This window comes from Ekhidna lutea (genome assembly GCF_900188325.1).
GTDB lineage: Bacteria > Bacteroidota > Bacteroidia > Cytophagales > Cyclobacteriaceae > Ekhidna > Ekhidna lutea.
Genome location: NZ_FZPD01000005.1, coordinates 191,712 through 215,262, shown reverse-complemented (window position 1 = coordinate 215,262; position 23,551 = coordinate 191,712). Strand labels below are relative to the sequence as shown.

24 protein-coding genes are annotated in these 23,551 nt (G+C 40.2%); 5 read left to right on the top strand and 19 right to left on the bottom strand.

Annotated elements, in window-relative coordinates:
* Positions 1-106: 106 nt before the first annotated feature.
* The gene (locus tag CHB71_RS14860; protein ID WP_089357733.1) at positions 107-1,231 is read left to right on the top strand and encodes a fasciclin domain-containing protein; all 1,125 of its coding nucleotides are present in this window, start codon (positions 107-109) and stop codon (positions 1,229-1,231) included.
* Positions 1,232-1,314: 83 nt separating this feature from the next.
* Here CHB71_RS14860 and CHB71_RS14855 read toward each other — a convergent pair whose 3' ends face one another.
* The 17 genes from CHB71_RS14855 to CHB71_RS14775 form a co-directional block, all read right to left on the bottom strand.
* Positions 1,315-2,283: an alpha/beta hydrolase gene (locus CHB71_RS14855; RefSeq protein ID WP_089357732.1), complete on the bottom strand. Its 969-nt coding sequence runs from the start codon at positions 2,281-2,283 to the stop codon at positions 1,315-1,317.
* A 75-nt stretch (positions 2,284-2,358) separates the two neighbouring features.
* Positions 2,359-5,415 (bottom strand): TonB-dependent receptor, encoded by a 3,057-nt coding sequence (locus tag CHB71_RS14850; RefSeq protein ID WP_089357731.1) that lies wholly within the window; start codon positions 5,413-5,415, stop codon positions 2,359-2,361.
* Positions 5,416-5,571: 156 nt separating this feature from the next.
* A complete protein-coding gene (gene gldC / locus CHB71_RS14845; RefSeq protein ID WP_089357730.1) occupies positions 5,572-5,901 on the bottom strand; it encodes a gliding motility protein GldC in 330 nt (109 codons plus the stop codon).
* Positions 5,902-5,931: 30 nt separating this feature from the next.
* Positions 5,932-6,729 carry a M48 family metalloprotease gene (locus CHB71_RS14840; RefSeq protein ID WP_089357729.1) on the bottom strand — a complete coding sequence of 266 codons (798 nt, stop codon included), beginning with the start codon at positions 6,727-6,729 and terminating at the stop codon, positions 5,932-5,934.
* Positions 6,726-7,652 carry a bifunctional riboflavin kinase/FAD synthetase gene (locus CHB71_RS14835; protein ID WP_089357728.1) on the bottom strand — a complete coding sequence of 309 codons (927 nt, stop codon included), beginning with the start codon at positions 7,650-7,652 and terminating at the stop codon, positions 6,726-6,728. Before CHB71_RS14835 ends, CHB71_RS14840 begins: the two co-directional genes overlap by 4 nt.
* Positions 7,639-8,316: a tRNA pseudouridine(55) synthase TruB gene (truB, locus tag CHB71_RS14830; RefSeq protein ID WP_089357727.1), complete on the bottom strand. Its 678-nt coding sequence runs from the start codon at positions 8,314-8,316 to the stop codon at positions 7,639-7,641. Before truB ends, CHB71_RS14835 begins: the two co-directional genes overlap by 14 nt.
* Entirely contained in the window at positions 8,313-9,098 is a 786-nt protein-coding gene (locus CHB71_RS14825) for an undecaprenyl-diphosphate phosphatase (RefSeq protein WP_089357726.1), read from the bottom strand. The genes truB and CHB71_RS14825 overlap by 4 nt, the downstream gene beginning before the upstream one ends.
* Positions 9,095-9,319 carry a DUF3098 domain-containing protein gene (locus CHB71_RS14820; RefSeq protein ID WP_089357725.1) on the bottom strand — a complete coding sequence of 75 codons (225 nt, stop codon included), beginning with the start codon at positions 9,317-9,319 and terminating at the stop codon, positions 9,095-9,097. Before CHB71_RS14820 ends, CHB71_RS14825 begins: the two co-directional genes overlap by 4 nt.
* A 260-nt stretch (positions 9,320-9,579) precedes the next feature.
* Positions 9,580-10,470 carry a cell division protein FtsX gene (locus tag CHB71_RS14815; protein ID WP_179213432.1) on the bottom strand — a complete coding sequence of 297 codons (891 nt, stop codon included), beginning with the start codon at positions 10,468-10,470 and terminating at the stop codon, positions 9,580-9,582.
* 49 nt (positions 10,471-10,519) lie between these two features.
* Positions 10,520-11,431 (bottom strand): hypothetical protein, encoded by a 912-nt coding sequence (locus CHB71_RS14810; RefSeq protein ID WP_089357723.1) that lies wholly within the window; start codon positions 11,429-11,431, stop codon positions 10,520-10,522.
* Positions 11,432-11,433: 2 nt separating this feature from the next.
* Complete coding sequence (locus CHB71_RS14805; protein ID WP_089357722.1) at positions 11,434-11,973, bottom strand: RNA polymerase sigma factor; 540 nt, start codon at positions 11,971-11,973, stop codon at positions 11,434-11,436.
* Positions 11,974-12,063: 90 nt separating this feature from the next.
* Positions 12,064-12,693 carry a ligase-associated DNA damage response endonuclease PdeM gene (pdeM, locus tag CHB71_RS14800; protein WP_179213431.1) on the bottom strand — a complete coding sequence of 210 codons (630 nt, stop codon included), beginning with the start codon at positions 12,691-12,693 and terminating at the stop codon, positions 12,064-12,066.
* A complete protein-coding gene (locus CHB71_RS14795) occupies positions 12,686-13,117 on the bottom strand; it encodes a DUF2147 domain-containing protein (protein WP_089357720.1) in 432 nt (143 codons plus the stop codon). Before CHB71_RS14795 ends, pdeM begins: the two co-directional genes overlap by 8 nt.
* Positions 13,118-13,127: 10 nt before the next feature.
* A complete protein-coding gene (locus CHB71_RS14790; protein ID WP_089357719.1) occupies positions 13,128-15,593 on the bottom strand; it encodes a ligase-associated DNA damage response DEXH box helicase in 2,466 nt (821 codons plus the stop codon).
* A 78-nt stretch (positions 15,594-15,671) separates the two neighbouring features.
* Positions 15,672-18,089, bottom strand: coding sequence for a sodium-translocating pyrophosphatase (locus tag CHB71_RS14785; protein WP_089357718.1), 2,418 nt, complete (start codon positions 18,087-18,089; stop codon positions 15,672-15,674).
* A 94-nt stretch (positions 18,090-18,183) separates the two neighbouring features.
* A complete protein-coding gene (gene folE / locus CHB71_RS14780; protein ID WP_089357717.1) occupies positions 18,184-18,876 on the bottom strand; it encodes a GTP cyclohydrolase I FolE in 693 nt (230 codons plus the stop codon).
* Positions 18,839-19,249 (bottom strand): 6-pyruvoyl trahydropterin synthase family protein, encoded by a 411-nt coding sequence (locus CHB71_RS14775; protein ID WP_089357716.1) that lies wholly within the window; start codon positions 19,247-19,249, stop codon positions 18,839-18,841. The genes folE and CHB71_RS14775 overlap by 38 nt, the downstream gene beginning before the upstream one ends.
* 102 nt (positions 19,250-19,351) lie before the next feature.
* Between CHB71_RS14775 and CHB71_RS14770 the strand changes: the two genes are divergently transcribed.
* The 4 genes from CHB71_RS14770 to CHB71_RS14755 are packed head-to-tail and all read left to right on the top strand — an operon-like array spanning position 19,352 to position 21,820.
* On the top strand, positions 19,352-20,005 hold the full coding sequence (locus tag CHB71_RS14770; RefSeq protein WP_089358065.1) for a phosphoadenylyl-sulfate reductase: 654 nt from the start codon (positions 19,352-19,354) through the stop codon (positions 20,003-20,005).
* A 49-nt stretch (positions 20,006-20,054) separates the two neighbouring features.
* Positions 20,055-20,975 carry an NAD-dependent epimerase/dehydratase family protein gene (locus tag CHB71_RS14765; protein ID WP_089358064.1) on the top strand — a complete coding sequence of 307 codons (921 nt, stop codon included), beginning with the start codon at positions 20,055-20,057 and terminating at the stop codon, positions 20,973-20,975.
* Between the two features lie 48 nt (positions 20,976-21,023).
* Positions 21,024-21,380: an antitoxin Xre/MbcA/ParS toxin-binding domain-containing protein gene (locus CHB71_RS14760; RefSeq protein ID WP_089357715.1), complete on the top strand. Its 357-nt coding sequence runs from the start codon at positions 21,024-21,026 to the stop codon at positions 21,378-21,380.
* Positions 21,377-21,820 carry an RES family NAD+ phosphorylase gene (locus CHB71_RS14755; protein ID WP_089357714.1) on the top strand — a complete coding sequence of 148 codons (444 nt, stop codon included), beginning with the start codon at positions 21,377-21,379 and terminating at the stop codon, positions 21,818-21,820. The genes CHB71_RS14760 and CHB71_RS14755 overlap by 4 nt, the downstream gene beginning before the upstream one ends.
* 8 nt (positions 21,821-21,828) lie before the next feature.
* Here CHB71_RS14755 and CHB71_RS14750 read toward each other — a convergent pair whose 3' ends face one another.
* Both CHB71_RS14750 and CHB71_RS14745 read right to left on the bottom strand, forming a co-directional pair.
* Positions 21,829-22,566 (bottom strand): class I SAM-dependent methyltransferase, encoded by a 738-nt coding sequence (locus tag CHB71_RS14750; RefSeq protein ID WP_089357713.1) that lies wholly within the window; start codon positions 22,564-22,566, stop codon positions 21,829-21,831.
* 52 nt (positions 22,567-22,618) lie between these two features.
* Positions 22,619-23,503 (bottom strand): flavin reductase family protein, encoded by an 885-nt coding sequence (locus CHB71_RS14745; protein WP_089357712.1) that lies wholly within the window; start codon positions 23,501-23,503, stop codon positions 22,619-22,621.
* Positions 23,504-23,551 lie beyond the last annotated feature (48 nt).

Sequence of the window (23,551 nt, the reverse complement as noted above, 5' to 3'; positions counted from 1 at the left end):
AGGTCAACGTTTTTCGGTAGAAATGTGTCTTGTAACCAAACATTTCGCAACTTAAGCGATTAATTAATTAATTTTAAATTCGTACGTTAACTTAAAACCAAATACAATGAAAAAATCGATTTTGAAGTATTTTAAAGCCTTTGCCCTTGTGGGTATTATGGCATCCTTGATAGCTGTCACAAGTTGTGGTGACGATGATGGAACTGAGCCTGTCGATGAGGTAACCGACTCAATTCTTGATATTGTAAATAATACCGAGGGATTGGATTCTCTTAAAAAATATCTAAATGTTTATCCTGAATTAACAGCGACACTTGGTTCTGAAGGAACATTTACATTTTTTGCTCCTAACAATGATGCCTTTATTGGTTTGCTTGAAACACCTGGATTCCCTGCTAGAATTGAAAGTATCAATCCTGAAATAATCAAAGGAGTACTAGCATATCATATTGTCGCTGGACAAGCTGTAGCAACTGCGGATTTCACAACTGACACTGAGCTCAATACACTATACACTGATGCTACATCAGAAACAGTTCAGACAATTAAATTCAATGCTGATGGAACGGTATTAACCGGGTCATCAAATAAAGAAATTAGTGTTGTGACTGGTGACATTCAAGCTACAAATGGTGTGGTTCACATTACTGAAAGTGTTTTAATTCCTGTTTCTGTTGAATCAACATTATCAGTTTTACTTGGCACTCTAGCCGGTAGCGTTATGTTAGGTACCGATTTTAGCATTTTGGCTGAAGGCATTACTAAAGCTGATGAAGGAAAAGCAGCTGAAGCTACGATTGTAGGTGCACTTGCGTCAGTTACTGATCTTACGGTTTTTGCTCCGACGAACGCAACATTTGAAGCGGCACAAATCACAGCAGCCTCATTAACTGCAGAGCAATGGGATGCATATATCAGAAATCACATTGTGATTGGGCAAGGTGGATCAACTGACGATGGTGTTAATACATTAGGTGCAGATGATCTTACTACTGGAGCAACTTACACTACCTTGAGCCAAGGAACGTTGACTTTTTTCAACAACACAGATGCAATTCCACCAAATAATGGAGTAGGAATATATATTGATAGCAATGGAGATGTAGATCTTGCAGATCAAACAACTTACGGTAATTTCGACGCTGAAGCTGCTCTTCTTGATGCTGTTACAATCAGTCAAGGAAGAATCCATGTGATTGCAGGAATTCTTGCACCAGCATCTCCTCAATAAGTAAATACATATACACAATAATTAAAAAAAGCTGCTCGTTGAGCAGCTTTTTTTACGCCAATCTGCCAAAGGATTCTATTAAACTACAGAATAATTTCTGCTAAAAAAGTAGCTGATGTCTTAATTAACTCCTTCTGGGAACCTTCATCATCATTGGTAAAATACCCAACATGCTCAGAAGCCCCTTCGTAGAATACAAACTCATTTTTTATACCTACTTCTGCAATTTGATTTTGCAATGCACAAGCACCATAAGCTAGAATTGGGAATGGAAACAAGACAGAAGCGCTATAGTCGCATGGAACCACAGGATCTAATTCCTCATGAACCATAAATATTGGCGGATCATTTTCATCAATCCAATGGGACCTTAACAGTGAACCTGAAAAACTAAGGACTCCACTTACTTCAGAAGAAACTGTCAGATCGTTTGTATCACCCTCAAATCCTCCATTATTATCAATATGATTTTGTAAGTAATCAGGGATAGCTGGGTCATTACTATCGAGCATTCCAGCATGGTTCGCTAATATTGCTCCAGCTGATATCCCTCCTGCAAACATTAACTCAGAATTAATACCGTAATCATTATTTCCATTGATTGCATTGTCTCTCAAATACCTAATTGCTCCTTTAAAATCTCCTAAGGCAATTACTACTCCTTCACTAAATCGAACAGAATCTGAAATAAATCTATCATCCAAAAGATTGTATCCCACACTTGCCACTGTATAACCCATACTTGCATATGAAATACAAAGAGTTTCAAGGTCAGATTTGTTTCCACCGATAAAAGCACCACCATGAGCTAATACTATTGTTGGTCGTTCGCTTAAAGTATCATTGTTTGGGGTATAGATATCTAAAAAGAGGTTTTTCTTATTTCCCGAAAGCGAATTGTTTGATCCATATTGAATATTCAATTCAATATTAATATCTGTAAAAACACTATCAATATACCTTTCTCCCATTAAGCTAGGAACTAAATCATCATCACTGTCGCATGAAACAAGAGTTACGACGACCAACATCCATATTATTTTTTTCATCATTCTTTTTTATTAATTGAAACAAAAAAACCACCAAGAGTATCTCGGTGGTTTTATTTATAGTATTGTATCTAAAATTTAGTTCATTAGTTCGTCGTAGGTAAGGGATACATAATAGATTGATCCAATGTTTGGTCCTCCAAGGCTCTGAATATATGAATCTCCAAAGAGGTTAGAGCCACCAATTTTTAAGACTGATTTAATTTCTTCAAGCTTAAGAGAAATCTGAGCATCAATTGTACTATACGATGGTACGTCTCCCACAGCAAATGAAGACTCCCAACGAAATGCCTCTTGCCATCTATAGGTAACATTAAATCCTAGCTTATCGGTTATTTTTCTATTTCCGAAGTTGACATTGAATTTATGTTCTGGAGTATTGAACTCATTTAGATTATTGTCAGTAAACCCGCCAATAAACTTGTTCCAGCTATAATTGCCTCCTACGGTATAACCCCTAGGTAAATTATACGTAAGCCCCAATGCAGCTCCTTGTGCTGTTGCATCATCTTCCAAGTTGGAATAAATCTGAGCTGTGTTTCCATTGAAACCATCTGGAGTTGGATCATCCGGATCCTCTATTACCGTTTCGCCATCGGCAATTGTAATAGCTGAACCACTGATTAATGTCAATGGATTCATAGACCCATCTGTAGCTTCATCAGCCACAACAACCTGAATTTGAGTTATAAAATCTGTGTAGGTATTGTGATAATATACCGCATCAACTAACAACTTATTCCCAATCAAACTCTTATATCCAAACTCAATGGACCTGACCTGTTCAGGAACAACCGGCTTAATATCAGAGGATGTAAACGGCGTTAATAAACCTACAGCCTCCGAAAGGTTGGTACCTCCGGACCCAAAAAATGACCTCTTGAATGCTTCTACAGAACCAGCAGTAAATGATAAATCAGCTCCAGTTCTGCTAGTTCGTGCAAGCTGGTATTTGTCGTAGTTCTCCTGCAATCCTCCAAGTAGCCTTGCTGAAATTACGCTCAAATCAATATACTGACCTTGAGTAGTAGGGTTTCTAAAACCAGTTTGATAGGAAGCTCTAAAATTGTGATTGCTTCCTGCGGTATAGACACCTGATATTCTTGGGTTCACCTGACCTTTAAAGTTCTCGTTTTTATCAAAACGTACAGATCCGCTTAATTTGAGATTATCTATAACTCTCTTACCAACCTGCACATAACCACCAAATTCATTAATCTGTATTCCGCCATCTTTATCTGGAAAAATAGTACCCTCCGATCGAAGGTCAAAAATTCTGTAGCTACCACCTACTTGTAGCTCCATAAAGTCGACCTCATTTTTAAAATCATACTGTGCATCGGCTTGATACATTGCTGATTTATCAGCAAATCCAGGACCCTCCGGAATAGTACCCTCTAGTGCTACTCTTTTTGCCTCTTCAAACTCTGGTGAGCCAGGTTCATACTGAAAAACATCATTCATGAACTGCCTGGCACGTTGATGTGCTGCTAAATCATACTGAGCTGCTAAAGTCGGATTATTTACCCTTAAAGAAGTGATTTCTCCTGGATCAAGTCCCGGCAAATCAGCATTTCCACTAGCTAAAAATTGTATATAGGCTTGTGAGTATGATACAAGCATGTTATTCACACTTCTAGCTGATGGAGCGAGTCTTGGCACATATCTTTGCCCATCGACACCATTAGAAGTATAGGCACGGCCTCCAGTGAAAGCTAGCTCTTCATTCATTCTTAAAGCCAAAAATTCTGTTATATATGAATCGCCTGAATTTTCGAAAGTACCGTATGCTCGCACAAAGAAGTTATCTCCTCTTAGCTGTAAACGACCTTGCTGTATTCCAAAGTTTGAAAGTGAGTAACGTTGAGCACCAGTATAAATACTTGTTCCAAAACCAGCATTATATAATGCACTGAGTTCCAAGTCATCGTTCAGCCTGTAATACAATCCAGTATTTATTTTCAAATTCTCAGCACCATAATCTATCAAATCAACCTCATCAAAGGGTGTTAGTGATACAGTATGACTTGGTAAATCTCTTGCATAATCCAGCATGGTATTGCCGTTATCAAGATTGTTATCTCTAAACAAAATTTCAAGTCCTTCATTCAATCCTTCTGCTGCTGCAATTCCAAGCAATGCAATATTTGCTGCCGCTTCGTCACCATGTTTATGTAGACGATCAGCACCTATATTAGGCTCATCCGGGAATGGATTATTATCTGCATTTCTATCAAAAGTAGAAGTTCCGTGCCAATCATCTGCGTATGAGTAAGTACCGTTAACCTTAAATGCTAGTTTATTATTGAAAGCCTTTGCATAGCGTAGTGAAAATGTGTTCATAATAGCTGGGTCTTGATCAGCATCACTGCTCACATGGTTAACCCCAGTTTTCACAAATGCACTAACTCCTTGGTATTCAAATGGATTTTTTGAATTAATTAGTAGAACCCCATTAAATGCATTTGCACCATATAAAGCCGAACTTGCCCCTGGTATTAGTTCTACACTTTCTACATCCAATACAGATGGACCATTTAGATTTCCTATTGGAAAGTTAAGTGCAGGTGCCTGCGTATCCATTCCATCGATTAGTTGAACGAATCTTGTATTTCCTGTTGAAGCAAAACCTCTTGCATTTAGAATTTGAAAGTTGATACTACTGGAAGCAACGTCAACGCCCTTCAAATTTGCAATCGCTTTATAGTAGGTATCAGCAGAAGTGTTTTGAACTGCCAGAATATCCATCTTTTCAATACTTACTGGGGATTGTAAAATATTCTCTTCAACTCTGGATGCCGAAACAACAACTTCCTGTCCTAGCAAAGTGGCCTCAGCAAGTTGAATATCTAATGATTGACCCGAAGATGTTACTTCAATTTCCTGGCGCTCGTAACCAACGTAGGTAATCACAAGCGTGATCGGAGGAGGGGATTGCACAGAAAGTGCAAAATTTCCGTTCACATCTGAGATGGTACCAAGAACGGTACCCTTTACTAAAATCTGCGTTCCAATTAATGGTTCACCTGTTTCGGCATCAATGATTGTTCCGTTCACTGCTGTTTGTGCATATGAATAACTCATTAATACGGTTAAACAGATGCCTAAAATCCATTTGTAAATATTTCGGTTCATAAGGGTTGATGTTTAAGCAAATAAAATTCGGCTTTTAAATAGAAAATTAACTATAAATTCCAGCAAAAGATAACGAAAGCCTAATGTTCGCTAAAATCTAGTATGCATGCATAATATTAATGATTTTTGGTGAATTAGCGCAGCTAAATGGTGCTATCAACCTTCATTTTTTACATGCTCAACCAACTTATCACATAAGTTAGCCATTTCCTGATTCATGTATTCATCACCGGTAGCATTCAAAACGCTTTGTGCCAATCCTCCCAGACAGTCAATATAGAAGTGTTTCATTTCATCTAGTGGCATGTCCTTTGACCATAAGTCAATACGCATGGTGTTCTTGTTGTCATGATCCCAAAGCGAAAGGCTAATGGATTTGGTTTCTGTCATTCCTGGCTGTTCTTTTTCATCCGCATCCCACATTATTTTCTCAGGAATATTTTCCTTGTCTAATTCTACTACGAACTTGATTTCTGACTTCTTCATTAATTATCGGTTTGATTTATGTTTTTCCTATTAGGGAAGTGAATTTCTAAATGATTGATAGCGAGAGGAAGAACCGCTATCTACAGTCGTATCGCACCCTCTCTCACCAGCAACAGCTTCAATATCTTCTACCCGTGTTTCAGCTCCATTATGTGCCCCTAAAAAGGCTGCCTGACGCTCAGGTTGGACATTTAATGTGCGATTAAAAAATAAAGCTGCACTTATGCAAGATTGGTCTGAACCTGATAGAAGCCCTACACTATGAAAATCGGCTTCAATTTCATGTGCTCGGTTGTAGGTAAGAAACTGATCATGCGTATCCAAATCATCTAAGATGGACAATAGCATTTCTTCATCACTACCATTAGCTATATTCTTCAGCCCATTGACGCCATACTCAAAAAATAAACGTTCAGTGATGTGAGACTTATCCGCATGAGCGACAAGATGGGCTATCATGCCGGCGAACTGATCTTCATTTTCCAGGTAGAATATCATTCCGGAATTGACATAAATATATCCTCCGGGAAGTACAAATGCCGTTCTGCTATCGTTTTCCAAAAGGGTTATGGTCCAGCTAAAGTCAGCGTTGACGAGTGAATCTGATGCAAGAATTTCGGAGAGTCTGCTTTCTACATACCCATAAGGAATTGGATTTCCTTCACTCGGGATAATGGTATAGCTTTCGTCATTAATTAATGCTTCAGCGAGCTTTTCTCCTAACAGCATTTCATCCTCCACGGTAAAGTCAACCAATGCCTCCGTTTTACTGCAGGAAGTAGTAAAACAAATAAATAACGCTATCGCTATGGTTACAGCCGGTTTCATTCTAGAATATTAAGGGCAGCCTCTTTGTCCTTATGTAATTGATTTTTTAGTTCATCAATACTGGAAAATTTCATTTCCTTTCTCAAACATCTTACAAATTCAACGATCAAATCTTTTTGATAGATATCCTCATCAAAATTAAAGAGATGTGCTTCAATCGTCCGCTTGGTTCCATCAACAGTCGGCTTAAAGCCTATATTTAACATCCCCTTGTACTGCTCACCATCTACGCTGGCTTCTATTGCGTAAGCTCCGTCTGCCGGCAAAAGTTTATATTTTTCAGGCACTTCAATGTTAGCTGTAGGATAGCCTATCGAGCGACCTCTTTTATTGCCATCTATCACTTTACCCCGGATACTGAAGCGTCTGCCTAGCAAAGAATTAGCCAGGTGTATTTCACCGCTTGCCAGCGTATCTCGTATTTTGGTGGAGCTTATTCCAATATGATCAATTTCTTGACGAGATATCTCATTTACTTCAAATCCATATTTATCAGCATGCGCATGAAGAAATTGAATATTCCCCTCCCTATTGTTTCCAAAATGATGATCATACCCAATAAACAGATGTTTTGTACCTACTTTATCAACTAAAATTTGTTGTACAAATTCATCGGCACTGAGGTTCGAAAATTCCGGAGTAAAAGCAATCTTTAAGAGATAATCTACTCCAAGGTCTTTTACCAACTCGGCTTTTTCTTCAAAAGTGGTTAATAGCTTTAGCTTGTCAGCGTCTTTGTTAAGAATAAAGCGTGGATGAGGCCAAAAGGTGATCAGTACGCTCTTGCCATTGTTTTTTCTAGCATCGTCAACCACCCTTTTTAAAATGGTTTGATGTCCAACGTGAACGCCATCAAACGTACCTATGGTCACAACCGCATAATCCGGCTTATCAAACGCATCAATATGATCAACGACCTTCATTGTGTTGTTTAATAAATTCGTCCAAATCTACTGCATCTGACAACTCATATTCTCCTACACTTGTTCGCACCAGTTTCTTTAAATATCCTCCAACTCCAATCAGCTGCCCAAAATCATGTGCCAGGCTTCTGATATATGTTCCTTTCGAACATGAAACCTTGAATTTTACTTCCGGCAGACTGGAATAATCAATCTGAAAGTCGTGAATTGTGAGCGTCCGGGGTTCGAGTTTTACAGCTTTATTCTTTCGTGCCTTTTTATAGGCCCTTTCCCCTCCTACTTTAATTGCAGAATGTGCGGGGGGAATCTGTTGAATATCTCCTGTTAATTGCTCTCGGGCAGTTTCCATCATTTCGTTGGTCACTCCACTCCAGTCCTTTTCAGAATCAAATGCTGTTTCAAGGTCATATGAGGGTGTGGTTTTTCCAATTTCTATGATCCCCTCATAGGTTTTATCAAGACCTTGCAGCTCATTTAGTTTTTTAGTGAATTTTCCGGTACCAATAATTAATAGTCCGGTAGCCAGCGGATCTAAGGTTCCCGCATGACCAATCTTCTTGACGTTTATCGTGTATCGAAGTTTTTTAACGACATCAAAAGATGTCCAGTCAACAGGTTTATTGATCAACAGTAGTCGACCTTCTTCGTAGGTATTTTGTGTCATGAGGCGACAATAGCTATCAACCCAACAACGAAGCAGTAAGCAGCAAAATAGGTGAGTTTTCCTTTTCTTACGATCTTAATCATCCATTTACACGCAACAAATCCGGCTATAAATGCAGCAACAAATCCAACAATTAAACTGATCAAATCAATCGAATGAGCCGTTGGATTTTCTGAGTAATCTAACAATTCAAGCAAGCTTGCTCCCAAAATGGGGATCAGTACCATCAGAAATGAAAAACGCGCCGCTTTGGATCTTTCTACACCTAATATTAATGCAGTGGCAATGGTTGAGCCCGAACGTGAAATACCTGGCAGAACGGCAAAAGCCTGTGCCAATCCAATCACCATGGCACCTAAAAAACCAACCGACCGATCTCCGTCCTTTTTGAAATGAGCAAAAAGTAGCAATCCTCCTGTAACAAGCAGCATGGAACCCACCAAAGCCAAATTACCGATAAACAGGGCTTCTATTTGATCTTTAAAGAAAACTGCCACGACAAAAACAGGCACCATCGATATTAAAATCTTTGTTGCAAATTGTGTTGACTCATTCCATTGAAACTTCAAAATATCCTTTAAAAGCTCAAGGATATCATTTTTAAAAACTGCGATGGTTGCCAACGCAGTTGCCAGGTGAACCACTACGGCAAAAAGTAGGTTGTCAGAGCTTTGAGCATCCAGAAGAACAGACCCAATCTCTAAGTGACCGCTGCTGCTGACGGGTAAAAACTCTGTAAGTCCTTGAATAATGCCCAGAATCAGGGCTTCAATCCAACTCATTCAGTATCTGAATTTGATTTTGGTTTATAGAAAATTGCTACAAACTGGATGATAAAACCCAGCATTACAACTATGGGTCCCAATGTAAGACCAAGGAAACCAAATCCATAAGGTTCTGTGTCCATTGTCATTATTATAAAGCCCAGAGCGAGTACCACCACTCCGGTAATCATGATGATGTAGTTGGCTTTGTTGAAAGCAAGTTTTCTTTTTTCTGACATTTTATTTTACTGTTTGTCTAACTAAATAACCTTTCAAATCAGTTCAATCTTACAATATACCAATAGATGATTTCAATCTATATTTCCCCTGTTATATGTAAGCTTTTTTATTCCCATTCTTCATTTTTTTTGCTAAAAAAACGGAGCAAAAAAATCAAGAAAGTTTTAAAGCTGCCTCTTTCATGTATCTATCCCACGCCCGCCAAACTTTCATACCTCCCCCTAGATGTATATTTCGCTTTTCAAATCTCTTGTAAGCATTAATAAAGTTCGTCTAACGACATTTTTAAATATTTTCTGATTGCTCTCAATGAGCTAAAGTAGCCTACGATAATCCCCATAATAAGGATTAGTGAAAACAGCATTAAAAATCCTTTGGTATCCTGCAACTCTGATAACCCCTCAATAATTGAGTTCATATATACAGTGAAGCCATAGATAATTCCACATGCTAAAATACCAGCTAACAACCCATAAAACATGGATCTGAATAAGAATGGACGCTGTATGAATTTGCTTGTAGCTCCCACTAATTGCATACTTCTGATAAGAAATCGCTGTGAGAACAGTGCAAGCTTTATGGTATTGTTAATCAGAATGATTACCACCAGTAGTGCGAAAATGGCAATTCCCAATAGTATAAATCCAATTTTGGTCAGGTTTTGATTGATGCTTTCGATCAGGCTTTCTTCATACTCTACCTCAAAAACACCTCTGAATTTTTCTATTTCCGCTTTGATCAGATTGAGGCTATCCAGCGATTGATAGCTTCCTTTTAGATTAACAGCAAAAAGGTCTCGCAGTGGGTTATCACCCAAAAAGTCTTTAAAATCTTCACCAGTAGCCTCTACGAATTGCTTTGCTGCCTCTTCTTTTGTGATCAGTCTGATCTGAGGCTCTTCCTTTACGAGCACATATGGCTTAGACGTAATAGCTGTGCGAATCTTGGTAATATCTGACTGTGAAAGGTTCTTGTTGAGATATACCTGTATCTCAACGCTCTCCTGGATGCGAGTACCTAACCTGGAGCTATGCAATAGTAGCCATCCAAATAAACCCAAAACCAACAATGCCACCGTAATACTAAATACTACGCTGGCAAAAGGATAGCTTCCAAGTTTTCGTTTTTTCCTGGTCTTTTTCTCTTCCATCAAGCCACGAATTTAGGCAAAATGGAGATGCTTTGAAATGGCTTATTTACTACTTATTTTCTCTTAGCAGGTTTAGCTCTTTTATTACCTCTTTGTCGTTTACTTCAGGAAGCGTTGTAAGCTTATCTGTGATACTAACAGTATAGTAATTTCCCAGGTAGTAAACATAGATTCGTCTACCTTTTGAGCTATTGATTTCAAGTATTTCGTATGGTGCCTTATTAAAGTCCCCATTTAAGAATAGTTTGCCATCGTAATACTTGTATTTGATCACTGTGCTCTTACTAATCTCCGTTTCAACATCAATTGGGTCATTAGAGGTAGCAGTAGCCGTGTTTTCCGGCAGATCATCCAGCCCGGATGCGGCGAACTGACTATCATCAGCAACATCTTGTGCATTTGGTGCCTCAAAAGAAGGCTTGAATGGTTTTATCGTTTCTTCTTTTGTAATTGCTTGATTAGCCGAAACAACCTCCTCTTCTTCTCCTGGATCCGGTTTTGTATTCTTTTCATCGGTATTATTTGCAATAGCAGGTCGCTCCAATTGATTGGATTGTGAAGGAGTTTCATCCTTACCAAGCTCCCAGACGTATTCGATAGACTCATTGGTTGGCGCGTCAATGGTGATTGGATCAGTATTTGAAACATCGTCTTCTTTCTCTCCAAGAAAGTATATGCCTGTTCCAATAATCGAAGCGACAATAACACCTCCCATTGATTTCATAAGTGCAGATTGTCCTACAAATTCCATCCAGGTAGGACCTACATTGATGGCATCCAATCTTGCTTTCAATTCCAGCTTACGGTATTCTTTTAGACCACCAACAATGTCTGCCTGTAAGTCGCTCTCAGCTTTTAATGCCGGATCAGACTCCAGTTGTTTTTCAAATGATGCCATTTCCGCATCACTCATTTGACCTGAATGGTAATTGTCTAGTTGCTCTTGGTTAATTTCTGTCATGTCTAATCAAAAAAGTCTTCGGTGGTGTATTTACTCTTTATTAAACTGTCTAATTTCTTCTTACACTTATATTTCTTTGTTTTTGCCGTATCTGTATTGGCAAAATTCATTTTCTTGGCTATTTCCTGCATGCCCATACCATCGAAATAGTAATGGGTGAGTACATTTTTACACACATCTCCCAACTGCTCGATGCAATCCATCACAATCTTCAATCGCTCCTTCGCATCATGTGTTTGATACTCTTCACGATCTACTTCTTCTGAGCTCAAGCGACTTTTGCGATCCAATTCCTTTCTCCACTGATTGAGACAGATGCTATACAGATAGGTGCTGATCTTGGATGTCAAAATCAACTTCCCACTGGCAGCTTTCTGCCAAAAAGCGAGTAAGGCCTCTTGGTATACGTCTTTCGCCTCATCCTCAGTCCCATTGTTGCTGAGCACAATTTTGGTCATCATCCTGTAATATTTCTTATACAGGTGATCAAGCATACGCTCATCGCCACGACTGATTCGCTCCAGTATCTCACTGTCCTTCATACACCTAGCCAGTTTTTAATACGATTAATATCCATTTAGTAACCCCTACCGATGAGTTTCGGGCTTTACAATTGTAAAATACGACAAAACTTACGTTAATTCAATGACACTTCCCTCTGCAATACCATACACCCGATCTTCCTTTTTAGGTCGGATTTTCTTGATCCCTGTAAATTGACCAAAGGCCGGAAGTACCCCATAATCTTTCGCAAAATAAAAGCATGGCATAGTTATACTCTGTCTGCCTTTTCCCCTGATTGAGACTCCTGGATGGATATGCCCTGAAATATTATACATGTCAGATGGTTCTTTTATATGAGTGAATGAAAAAGGGTGAAGCTCGAGTTTCAGCGTTCTGGTAAGTGTGGGAGGGTATTCCGTAAGAATATCATGATTGCCTTCGACAAGTATGAAATCTATAAACTTATACAGCTCCAAAAAACGCAGGAAATCATCCCACTCATTGTTTTCAGCGCTGTGGAATAAATCTCCTAAAAGAATCACTCTTTCAGGCTTGACACGCTGGATCATAGACTCCAGAATCTGAAAATCTGTAAAATGAATTTTCTTAGAAACAGGAATACCATGCTTACGAAAGTGACCTGCTTTTCCTAAATGCAGGTCGGACACCACGAGCAGTTTTTCCTTTTCCCAAAAAAGCCCTTTTTCCGGAAGAAGGATTATTTCTTCCTCAGCTATAAGAACAACAGTTTCACTCACCTGAATAAGGAAGCCAGGTTTGCGTGCGATAGAAAAACAACAAATAACCTCTTACCTTCAGATTCCCATCTTCAACCCATAGCTTACAATCATAGATATTGCCATTCTCAGGATCCAGAATTTCTCCTTTTCGGTATTCATTGTCACCCTTATCATATTTCATATCTGAAATTATCTCCATACCAATCACCTTTTGTCCAGCTCTATGGTCACCACATTCCTCACAAATTGGATCCGGATCTTCTCCCGGCTCTCTGTATAGCTTAACGATCTTGCCGAAATATTTGCCTCCCTTTTCATAAATCTCCACCACTGAGCGTGGCTTTCCGGACTCATCATCGATTGTTTTCCATTTTCCAACAATGGACTGACTGTAAAGTGTTGTTGCGGCAAATAATGCCAGAAGCGTTATTGATATTTTCATTGTGCCAAATTTAGTCTGACCCAACAGATCGTTCAAGCTGCATCTGCATTTTTAATATTCTATCCGTCACATCTTCTGAACTTAATCGTTCTCGTCTGATCATATCAACCAGGATCGGGAAAGCAAATGGTGTCGGCTTTTGCGTTTCCTTCAGAATGATTTGCTGTGAGTTGATTCTACGAATCGCTTCCATAAACCGTGACTGATCTAGTTGGAGCGTCATCACTTCTTCCATTGATTGTTTTAAGAGTAAATTGTTTTGATCATATTCTTTAAAAGCACGATATAATATTCCTGATGAAGCTTGTAGGTGCCGTGCTTTAATATTTTTACCCGGGTATCCCTGAAAAATCAAGCCAGCAATTGTTGCCACATCTCTGAATTTCCGCTGTGCCATCTCGGTCATATTGATAGACTCATTGATGTCCTGATAAATATTTTCTTCTGAGAAAAGATCAAGCTCCAGTGCTTCTTCAATTGCTATTTCCTGATCAGACAATAATTCAAATCCATAGTCATTCATGGATATCGAAAAGGTGATTTTTTGGAGTCTGCTTATTCGGTACGCAATAAGACCCGCCAGAACCTCATGAACGAACATTCCCTCAAAAGTGAAGAAGAATAGATGATGGCCGTGCTCTGTCTCTACTTTTTCAATAAGTAGAGAATCTTTATCAGGAATCATGGACATTTTGTTTTGAAGGTCAAGTATTGGTTTGATCTTTTGGAGTTCAACATCTGAATAATCACCTTCAACAGCACGTTGCAACTTGTCTCTGATTTGATCGGATAGCAGGGATGAAAGTGGTAGTCTTCCACCACCCCATGCTGGTGTCAGTCCGCTTTTTCGCTTTGATTTTTTTACTAAAACAGTCAAATCTTTGATACGAATGAATTCAAGATTTTGACCAGCAAACCAAAAGCGGTCTCCTGGATTCAGCTTGGATACAAAGCTTTCCTCGACCGTGCCCAGATGTCCTCCCGAAATCAATTTGACGCTCATGGCCGGATCACCTACTATGGTACCGATGGATAATTTGTGTCTGAGTGCTGCTTTGTTGTTGATGATCTTATAAACCCCATCATCATTGTACACACGCGAAAACTCATCGTACTCACCAAGTGTACTCCCACCTGTGGTGATGAATTCCAATGCCCAGTTCCATTCATCTGCGGATAGTAAGCGATAACAGTACGTTTGTTTGATTTCTTGCAGTATTTCAAGTGGACGAAATCCTCCACTTACTGAGAGTGTGACCAGATATTGGACAAGTACGTCCAGACATTTTTCCAGAGGTTTTCGCTGTTCGAACTTACCCTCTTTGATCGCTGATCTTAGTGCTGCTCCTTCAATTAGTTCAAGTGAATGAGTTGGTACAAAATAGATTTTGCTGACCTCTCCTGGCCCATGTCCACTCCTACCGGCACGCTGTTGAAATCGAGATACACCTTTAGGGCCACCGATTTGGATGACGGTATCAACCGGACGAAAATCAACTCCTAAATCCAGGCTTGATGTGCAGACAACTAATTTCAGCTTTCCTTCATGCAAAGCATCCTCCACCCATCCTCTAATATTTTGATCCATTGAACCGTGGTGCATAGCAATGATCCCCGCTAATTCCGGGGCTTCTTTCAGGATGGCCTGATACCAAAGCTCGGTTTGAGATCGAGTATTAGTGAAAAGTAGGGTTGTATTGCTCTGGTGAATAATGGGCAACACCTTATCAAGCAGCTTAATTCCCAGATAGCCTGACCATGGAAATTTCTCCACTTCTTCCGGCATGATAGACGTCACCTCTATTTTCTTTTCAATATTGGATTTGATGGAAACGGCATCTTTATAAAGGTCCTCACCTAGCAAGACACGTTTCGCTTGGGGTAAATTTCCGATGGTTGCTGAGATGCCCCAGACTTTCAATCTATTCTCTGTGAGCTTTTTTATTCTTGAAATGGCCAGCTCTGTCGCTACTCCACGTTTAGTACCAATTAGCTCATGCCACTCATCAACTATGATGCTTTTTATGTTCTTCAAATAGTTAGGGTAATCACTTTGGCTGAGCAAGACGTGAAGGCTTTCCGGGGTAATTACCAGTGCCTGTGGAGCAATCTTTTTTTGTCTTTGTCTTTCAGAGGTGGTTGTTTCGCCTGTTCGCAAACCAACTTTCCAACGGATATCCATTTCGTCGCAAACTAGCTGCATCGCTCGTTGAATATCCTTAGCTAAAGCTCTAAGCGGTGTGATCCAGAGAATTTGAAGCTCAGGTTTTACATCGTAAGGCTCATGATCTCTAAGGAACTCCAGCAAGCAAGGAATCCAAAGCGCAAATGTCTTACCGGAACCTGTTGGCGCATTGAGCAAGCCACTTTTGCCTTCCAAATAGGCAGACCATGCCTCTCGTTGGAAATCAAAAGTCTCCCAGTTCTTAGACTTAAACCAGTCTTCACCAATTTTGATAAGGGCTTTATCTGTCACAGTTGGAAGTTAAAATAAAGGCACAAAAAAACCCTGTCTGATCAGACAGGGTTCCTAATATTTCTAAAAACGAAGTTATTACTTCATTCCATCTATCTGCGCCTGTATTTCTGCTTTGGTGCCTCGTAGAGTATCAACCTTTACAACCTCTTCACCATTCTCAACAGTCTTTGAAGTTACAATTGCTTCGAGGGTATCTCCTTCTTTTCCTGTCATCTCAACCTTGATTTCCTTGTTGATCATTTTCTCTTTCACTGCTTCTCCATCTACTTCAACTACCTTTTCTCCTTTTTCATCAACAGAAACCACAACAGTTACATCCTCACCTGAGCCATGCGTTCCAGTTCCGTAAACTTCTCCTAAGATTGGAGCGATTACCAAACCTACCAGACATGTTAATTTTATTAGGATGTTCATAGATGGTCCGGAAGTATCCTTGAATGGATCACCAACTGTATCACCAGTTACAGCTGCTTTGTGAGCTTCAGAACCTTTGTACGTCATCTCTCCATCAATCATAACTCCGGCTTCGAAAGATTTCTTTGCATTATCCCATGCACCACCAGCGTTGTTTTGGAAGATCGCCCAAAGTACACCTGAAACCGCAACACCTGCCATATAGCTACCAAGTGCTTCTGGACCCATTAGGAAACCAATCAGGATCGGTGCTATAATGGTAATAGCTCCCGGGAGCATCATTTCTCTCAGAGCTGCTTTTGTAGAAATATCCACGCACTTGCCATACTCAGGCTTACCAGTTCCTTCCATGATACCAGGGATTTCTTTGAACTGACGTCTTACTTCTTTCACCATTTCCATGGCAGCTTTACCTACAGATCTCATAGCTAAGGCAGAGAAAACTACTGGAACCATACCTCCAATGAAAAGTGCGGCAAGCACATCAGCTTTGAAGATGTTAATTCCGTCAATACCTGTGAATGTTACGTATGCTGCGAAAAGAGCTAATGCAGTCAATGCTGCAGAAGCAATTGCAAATCCTTTACCGATTGCAGCTGTCGTATTTCCTACTGAATCAAGGATATCTGTTTTTTCTCTAACGTCATCGGGAAGTTCACTCATCTCCGCAATTCCACCCGCATTATCCGCGATCGGTCCAAAAGCATCAATTGCCAACTGCATAGCAGTAGTTGCCATCATAGCAGAAGCTGCGATACCTACTCCGTAGAATCCAGCTAGCTCATATGCTCCCCAGATCGCACCAGCGAAAAGAAGGATTGGAGCGAATGTCGAAATCATGCCCGTAGAAAGACCCGCAATGATGTTTGTTGCTGCTCCAGTTGCTGAATTTTGAACAATATCTAAAACCGGTTTCTTACCAAGACCTGTGTAATATTCGGTGAAGTAAGAGATCAATCCTCCCACTGCTAAACCAACCAACACTGCGTAGAAAACGCTCATTGAAGTAACCTCCAAAGTCCCTTCACCAAAGAAGACCATACTCATCTTGGCTGGAAGGATTAAGTCAATAAGGAAATAACATGCGACTGCAGTTAAAATAATTGATCCCCAGTTTCCTTTATTAAGTGCAGCCTGCACCTGAGATTCTTTTGCGTCATTTCCGGAAACTTTAATAAGCAAGGTTCCGAACAATGAGAATACAATACCCAAACCTGCAATAACCAAAGGAAGTAGGATTGGTCCAATACCATTGAATTCATCAGTAATAGAGCCACCCATATCTCTAATTACATAGTTTCCTAGTACCATTGAAGCAAGTACAGTAGCTACATATGAGCCAAAAAGATCGGCACCCATACCCGCAACATCTCCTACATTATCACCTACGTTATCAGCGATCGTTGCAGGGTTTCTTGGATCATCCTCCGGAATTCCAGCCTCTACTTTTCCTACCAGGTCAGCTCCAACATCGGCCGCTTTGGTGTAGATACCTCCTCCTACTCTGGCAAAAAGTGCAATAGATTCTGCACCCAAGGAGAATCCGGCCAGTGCTTCAAGCACTACCGTCATATCTTCAACTCCATTGACTGTCCATTGGCCACCCATGAAGAATTGAAACAAAAAGATGAAAAGCATGCTTAGGCCGAATACAGCAAGCCCGGCAACACCAAGACCCATTACTGTTCCGCCTGTAAATGATACTTTCAGCGCCTGAGGTAAGCTAGTTCGTGCAGCTTGTGTGGTTCGCACGTTGGCAGCAGTTGCTATACGCATACCAATATTTCCAGCCAATGCTGAAAAGAATGCTCCAATTACAAATGCAACGATGATAAACCAGTGAGTGGTTTCTACCATCATTGATATAACTCCTAATAGAGCTCCTGCCAAAACAACGAAGATGGCAAGTATTCTATACTCTGCACTTAGAAATGCTAATGCCCCCTCTCGTATGTGATTTGCAAGTGTTTGCATTTTCTCATCTCCTGCATCCTGCTTATTTACCCAGCGGGATTTGATGATCATCACAAGAAGCCCTAGAAGCCCTAGCGCAGGCACTAAATAGATTAATTTATCCATGATTTTTTAAATGGTTTTCAAAAACAGTGCGCAAAGATAGAACATCAGGCTTTTATAGAAAACCCGGATTCAAATCATCGACGAAAAGAAATAATTAGAGGTCAGAGGAATCGGTGTTGATGTAGTTCAAAAATTCATTTTTAATGTTCTGATCTTTGAATTTTCCATCGAAAAAAGCGGTTCCTGTTCGACTGTTTGTATCATTTACGCCTCTGGAAGAAACACACATGTGCGAGGCGTCCATCACGACCGCTACATCTTCCGTCTTAAGAATTGCTTTGAGCTCTTTGCCGATTTGGACTGTCAACCGCTCCTGAACCTGGGGTCGCTTAGCGAAATACTGAACAATTCGATTAATCTTAGAAAGCCCAATTACTTTTCCACTAGAGAAGTAGGCAACATGTGCTTTTCCATAAATGGGCACAAAATGATGCTCGCAGTGAGAGTAGAATGTAATATCTTTCTCAACCAGCATCTGATCATAATTGTACTTGTTATCGAAGAGTCGGATTTTTGGTTTGTTTTTAGGATTTAGGCCAGAAAAGACTTCTTCTACATACATCTTAGCCACACGCTTTGGTGTTCCGGCTAAAGAGTCATCTTCCAAATCCAGTCCTAAAATCTGCATAATCTCCTTGAAATGCTTAGAGATCAATTCAATTTTTAAGTCATCATCTTGTTCAAATGCATCCGGACGAAGAGGTGTATCGTATGAAGTACCTACATGATCATCGCCAAACTCATCTACCTCAACCTGGGTATTCAACGAAGTTTCTTTCTGTTTCATAAAGTGTTATTTTCATTTCGTATTGGTCCTCTATCTCCGGTCTCAATAGATCATAGATGACTTTGACGATGTTTTCTGCTGTTGGATTCAGATTTTTGAATTCGGTTACATCCAGATTCAAATTTTTGTGATCGAATCGACTAAGCACCCGCTCTTTGATCACATCACTCAATTTCTTCATGTCGTAAACATATCCGGTATCCGGATCTGGCTCACCTGTCAAGCTTACAACAATTTCATAATTATGTCCATGCCAGTTTGGGTTATTACACTTCCCAAAAATCTCCTCATTTTTCTCGTCAGACCATGACTCATTGTAGAGCCTGTGAGCTGCATTGAAATGCTCTTTCCTGTTTATTGTTACTCTTGGCATGTCGCAAAATTACTGGAACTCTTAACAACACGTTTTATAAAGATGTTTCCGAATGCTATGAATTTATTTTTGGCTGGTATTGTTTTGCCTCAAATTCATCCTATGGAGATTCACGCAATTAGAAAGAAAATTGAGGAATATAGAAGTGAGGGCAAACGGCTATTTACCACCTCTTCCTTTCAAACGCATAGTATTCCAATGCTCCATATCCTCAGTGAAATCGATAATTCTATCCCTGTCTATTTTATAAACACGGGGTATCTCTTCCCGGAAACGGTTTCATTTCGAGATGAGGTTGCAGACAGGTTGAAACTGAAAATCGTCGACCTTAAACCAAATACACCCAAGTACATGCAGCGAGAATCCAATGGTAAGTTGTTGTTTACTACCGACCCGGATCACTGCTGCTATCTAAACAAAACACAGCCTATGGAATCCGTTTTAGCCAGCCATGATGTGTGGATCAATGGGGTAAGAGGAGATCAAAGTGCGGTGCGGAAAGCCATGAAAGTTGAGCAACCAGCACCTTTTGATAGTATCCGCTTTCATCCAATGCTGGACTGGGACAATCGAAAAATATTTGCTTACATCAAAGAACATGATCTACCCAAACATGCGCTCGATGCTCAGGGATATATTAGTATTGGATGCGAGCCATGTACCCGAAAAATGGATCTGGATATGCAGGAACGCGAAGCACGATGGTTTGGATTAAATAAAGTGGAATGTGGGTTGCATACGGATTTAGTGAAGTAAATTTTGACAACAGTCGACAGCTAGTCAGTCGACAGTGGATATAAAAAACATGAAAGTACTAATCACCGGTGGAGCCGGATACGTTGGAACAAAGCTGGTAAAACACCTGGTAGCCAATACTGGAATTGAGCAAATAATCGTGTATGACAACCTGAGTAAGGGGCATCACAATTTCTTCTTGGGACAGGATTATAATAACAAGGAGAAAATCCAGTCCGTACGCGGAGATATTCTGGACACACGCCAGTTGAAAAAATTAATGAAGGATGCTGATGTGGTGGTGCATCTGGCCGCTATTGTCACTACTCCATTCGCCAATACCGATCCTCACTTTTATGAACAAGTCAATCACTGGGGAACAGCGGAGGTAGTTTACTGCGCAGAAGAATCTGATATATCAAAATTCATATACCTGAGTAGCACTTCCGTTTACGGAGCAAGTGAACAAGTAGCCAATGAAAGCACGACTCCCGCCCCTTCAACCTTTTATGGGATTTCTAAACTTCGAGGTGAAGAGCATGTTAACCGATTGGCTGAAAAGAAGAATGCTATCAACATACGGGGTGGTAACGTATATGGCTACAGTAAGTCCATGCGTTTCGATGCGGTTATCAACCGGTTCATGTTTGATGCAAACTTTACCAATCGTATTCAAATCAATGGTAATGGAAAGCAATCCAGGGCCTTTATTCATGTAGATTATCTCTGCAATGCTTTAGCACAAACAATTTCAAAGGAAGTGCCTAGCGGAACATATAACCTGGTGGACAAAAACCTGCAAATTTTAGATATCGTGGATGTACTAAAAGAAATCTACCCTTCTCTGGAATTCTTATTTACCAATCAACACATGAATTTGCGTGAACTGAAAATAGATGCCGATAGTATGCTTTTTGATTACATAGATCGATTTGAGTCAGATGAGTTAAAAGCTGAGTTGGAAGCATTTAAAGGAAGATTTGCTTTTTGAAACTATGATTGTAATTTTACGTACATATTTATGTAATTTTACATAACAATGAAATTCTACAAGATAAAAGAAGCCAAGTCTGATGAGGTAAAAGAAGCTGTAGCCGCTTATGGTTTTACAAAAGATGATATGGCAGGTATCTTAGGGGTTTCGGAAAAAACGTATTACAACATGATGCAAAAGCCTACACTTGGCCAGGAAAAATCGGATCGTTTTCATTTCATCCAGCAAATATTCGAATCAGGTGAGGAGGCTTTGGGTTCAAAAAATAGTTTATCTAACTGGCTCAAGACCCCACAGCCTATGTTGGATGGATATGTTCCACTTGACATGATGCGCACAATTACAGGCTCTAATCGTGTTCTTCAAATCCTTGGTAGAATCAAACACGGCATCACCGCTTGATAGTATACAGACTTACACTACCAAAATATGCCGATGATCTTAGTGGAATGGGAGCTGCACTTTTTGGAGGCAGATGGAATTCCATTGGAAACTTCATGCTTTATACCGCTCAAACCAGCTCATTAAGTATTTTGGAACACCTCGTTCACATTACCGGTGCGGATTCTTTTAAATACCTTCTTCTGGCATTGAATGTAGATGAAAATCAGGTTGAAGACTTGAGAACCTCACTACCGGAAAATTGGAAATCCGATGAAAATACAACGAGCAAAATAGGCGATCAGTGGATCAAAAATCAATTTTCTGCTATTTTGAAGGTGCCCTCAGCAATCAATCCACTAGAAAGTAATTTTCTTATTAACCCTAATCACCCTGACTTGAAAATGGAAATTGTAAACCAGGATTGGTTCGTTTATGATAGAAGGTTGATGAAGAGTTAATTTCAGAATTAGTCTAACCTCCCTATTCGCATAAATAAAGGAAAGCTAACGATCAGCTTTTCACCGTTCCAAACCGTCATCAGATTATGGTGAAGTCGATCAATGGGTGAATGGCCTTTGTCTTTCTTATAATGCTGTACAGCTGACCAGGTACTTATGTAGCCAACCAGCTCCACTAGCATCATTTCCTTCTTCATTTCAAACTGAGGAGCATCTTTGATTTCATCAAAGGGAAATGGAATGCTTTGATAAGCTACCTCAATGTGATCACGCTCCGGATCCCAATATGGTTTGGTGACATTCCAGTAAAACTCTTTGATGACCTCACCTACTCGTCCTTCAACCTGGACCAATCCGTACCCAATTAATGCAATCACTCCTTTTGGTTTAAGTATACGGTTTACCTCCTGATTAAACCGCTCATGATCGAACCAGTGAGCTGCCTGAGCGACAGTAATCAAGTCAAAATGCTGATTCGGAAAGTTGGTTTGCTCGGCTGGTTGTTTTGAGTATTCAATGTTTGTTTTTTGAATAGCATTAGATAGTTGCTTATCGCTGATATCAGTGGCGTAAACTTTCTGAAATGTCTCCGCCAACTTTACCGCCAACTGCCCATTCCCTGTTCCACAGTCCCAGCATGCCTTATGATTTTCACAAAGCGAAATGAGATAGTCAATTAACTCCTGAGGATAGACCGGGCGAAACTTTGCATAGTCAGCAGATTGGATGGAGAAATTATCTTTCATAATAATAGTCAACAGTTTTGAGTCGACAGTCGACCGATGGACTGTTGACTATTTAGCCCATCATCAACACTTTCCAGGCAGTATCCACTTCGCCTTCGTTTAGCAGATCAGCTGCAAGCTTATGAAGCTCCAATTGAATATTTTCCTCATCATCGAATGAGTCGAGGATGGATCTCACTTCAGGTTCATTTGCAAAATCATTTACCTCTTCTTCAGTTGGCAATGCTTCCACGTTTCCGAGCATGCCCAGATGGTTGCCCGTGAGTACAGTGCTTGTTCGTATCTGATCTGGTATTTGGTCAACACCTATTCCCATAGTTGTCAAAGGTTTGGTTACTTCAAATATAGCATCTCCGCTCGCTCTGGCATACCAATTACCACCCATTCTTGAGACCAAATCAATTTTGTTCGGATCGATCTTACCATCCTCACCCAATACCCGATCTGCAATGTGCATTAATTGAACTTCGCAGATCACCAACTGACCTGCGCCACCCTGCTCACCAAGCGACTTCACCTCAATCACTTTACATTCAAAGGATACAGGAGCTTCCTTCACTCTCGGTGGTTTCACTCGTTCTGACTTTACTTCTGTAAAACCAGCTTTTACAAACTCATTGACACCCTTTTCATATTCCGTGCTGCTTAACGACATCTGCTGGACCATGTCGTAAGACACTACATTCACTACAACTTCAGCATGCTCTTTCACATTTTCTAGTGTATGCTTTGTAGTGTTGTCTCTTCCTCTCCGTGCCGGTGAAAAGATCATGATTGGAGGATTCGCACTAAAGACATTGAAGAAGCTAAACGGACTCAGATTTACATTTCCATCCTTATCTACGGTACTTGCAAAAGCAATTGGCCTGGGGGCTACAGCGCCGAGCAGGTGTCCATGGAGTTGAGGAACTGGTATTTCTTTTGGGTCGATTGTCATAAAAATATTATCATTTAGTTGTCAGGTTGAGGCTCTCGAAACCTATCA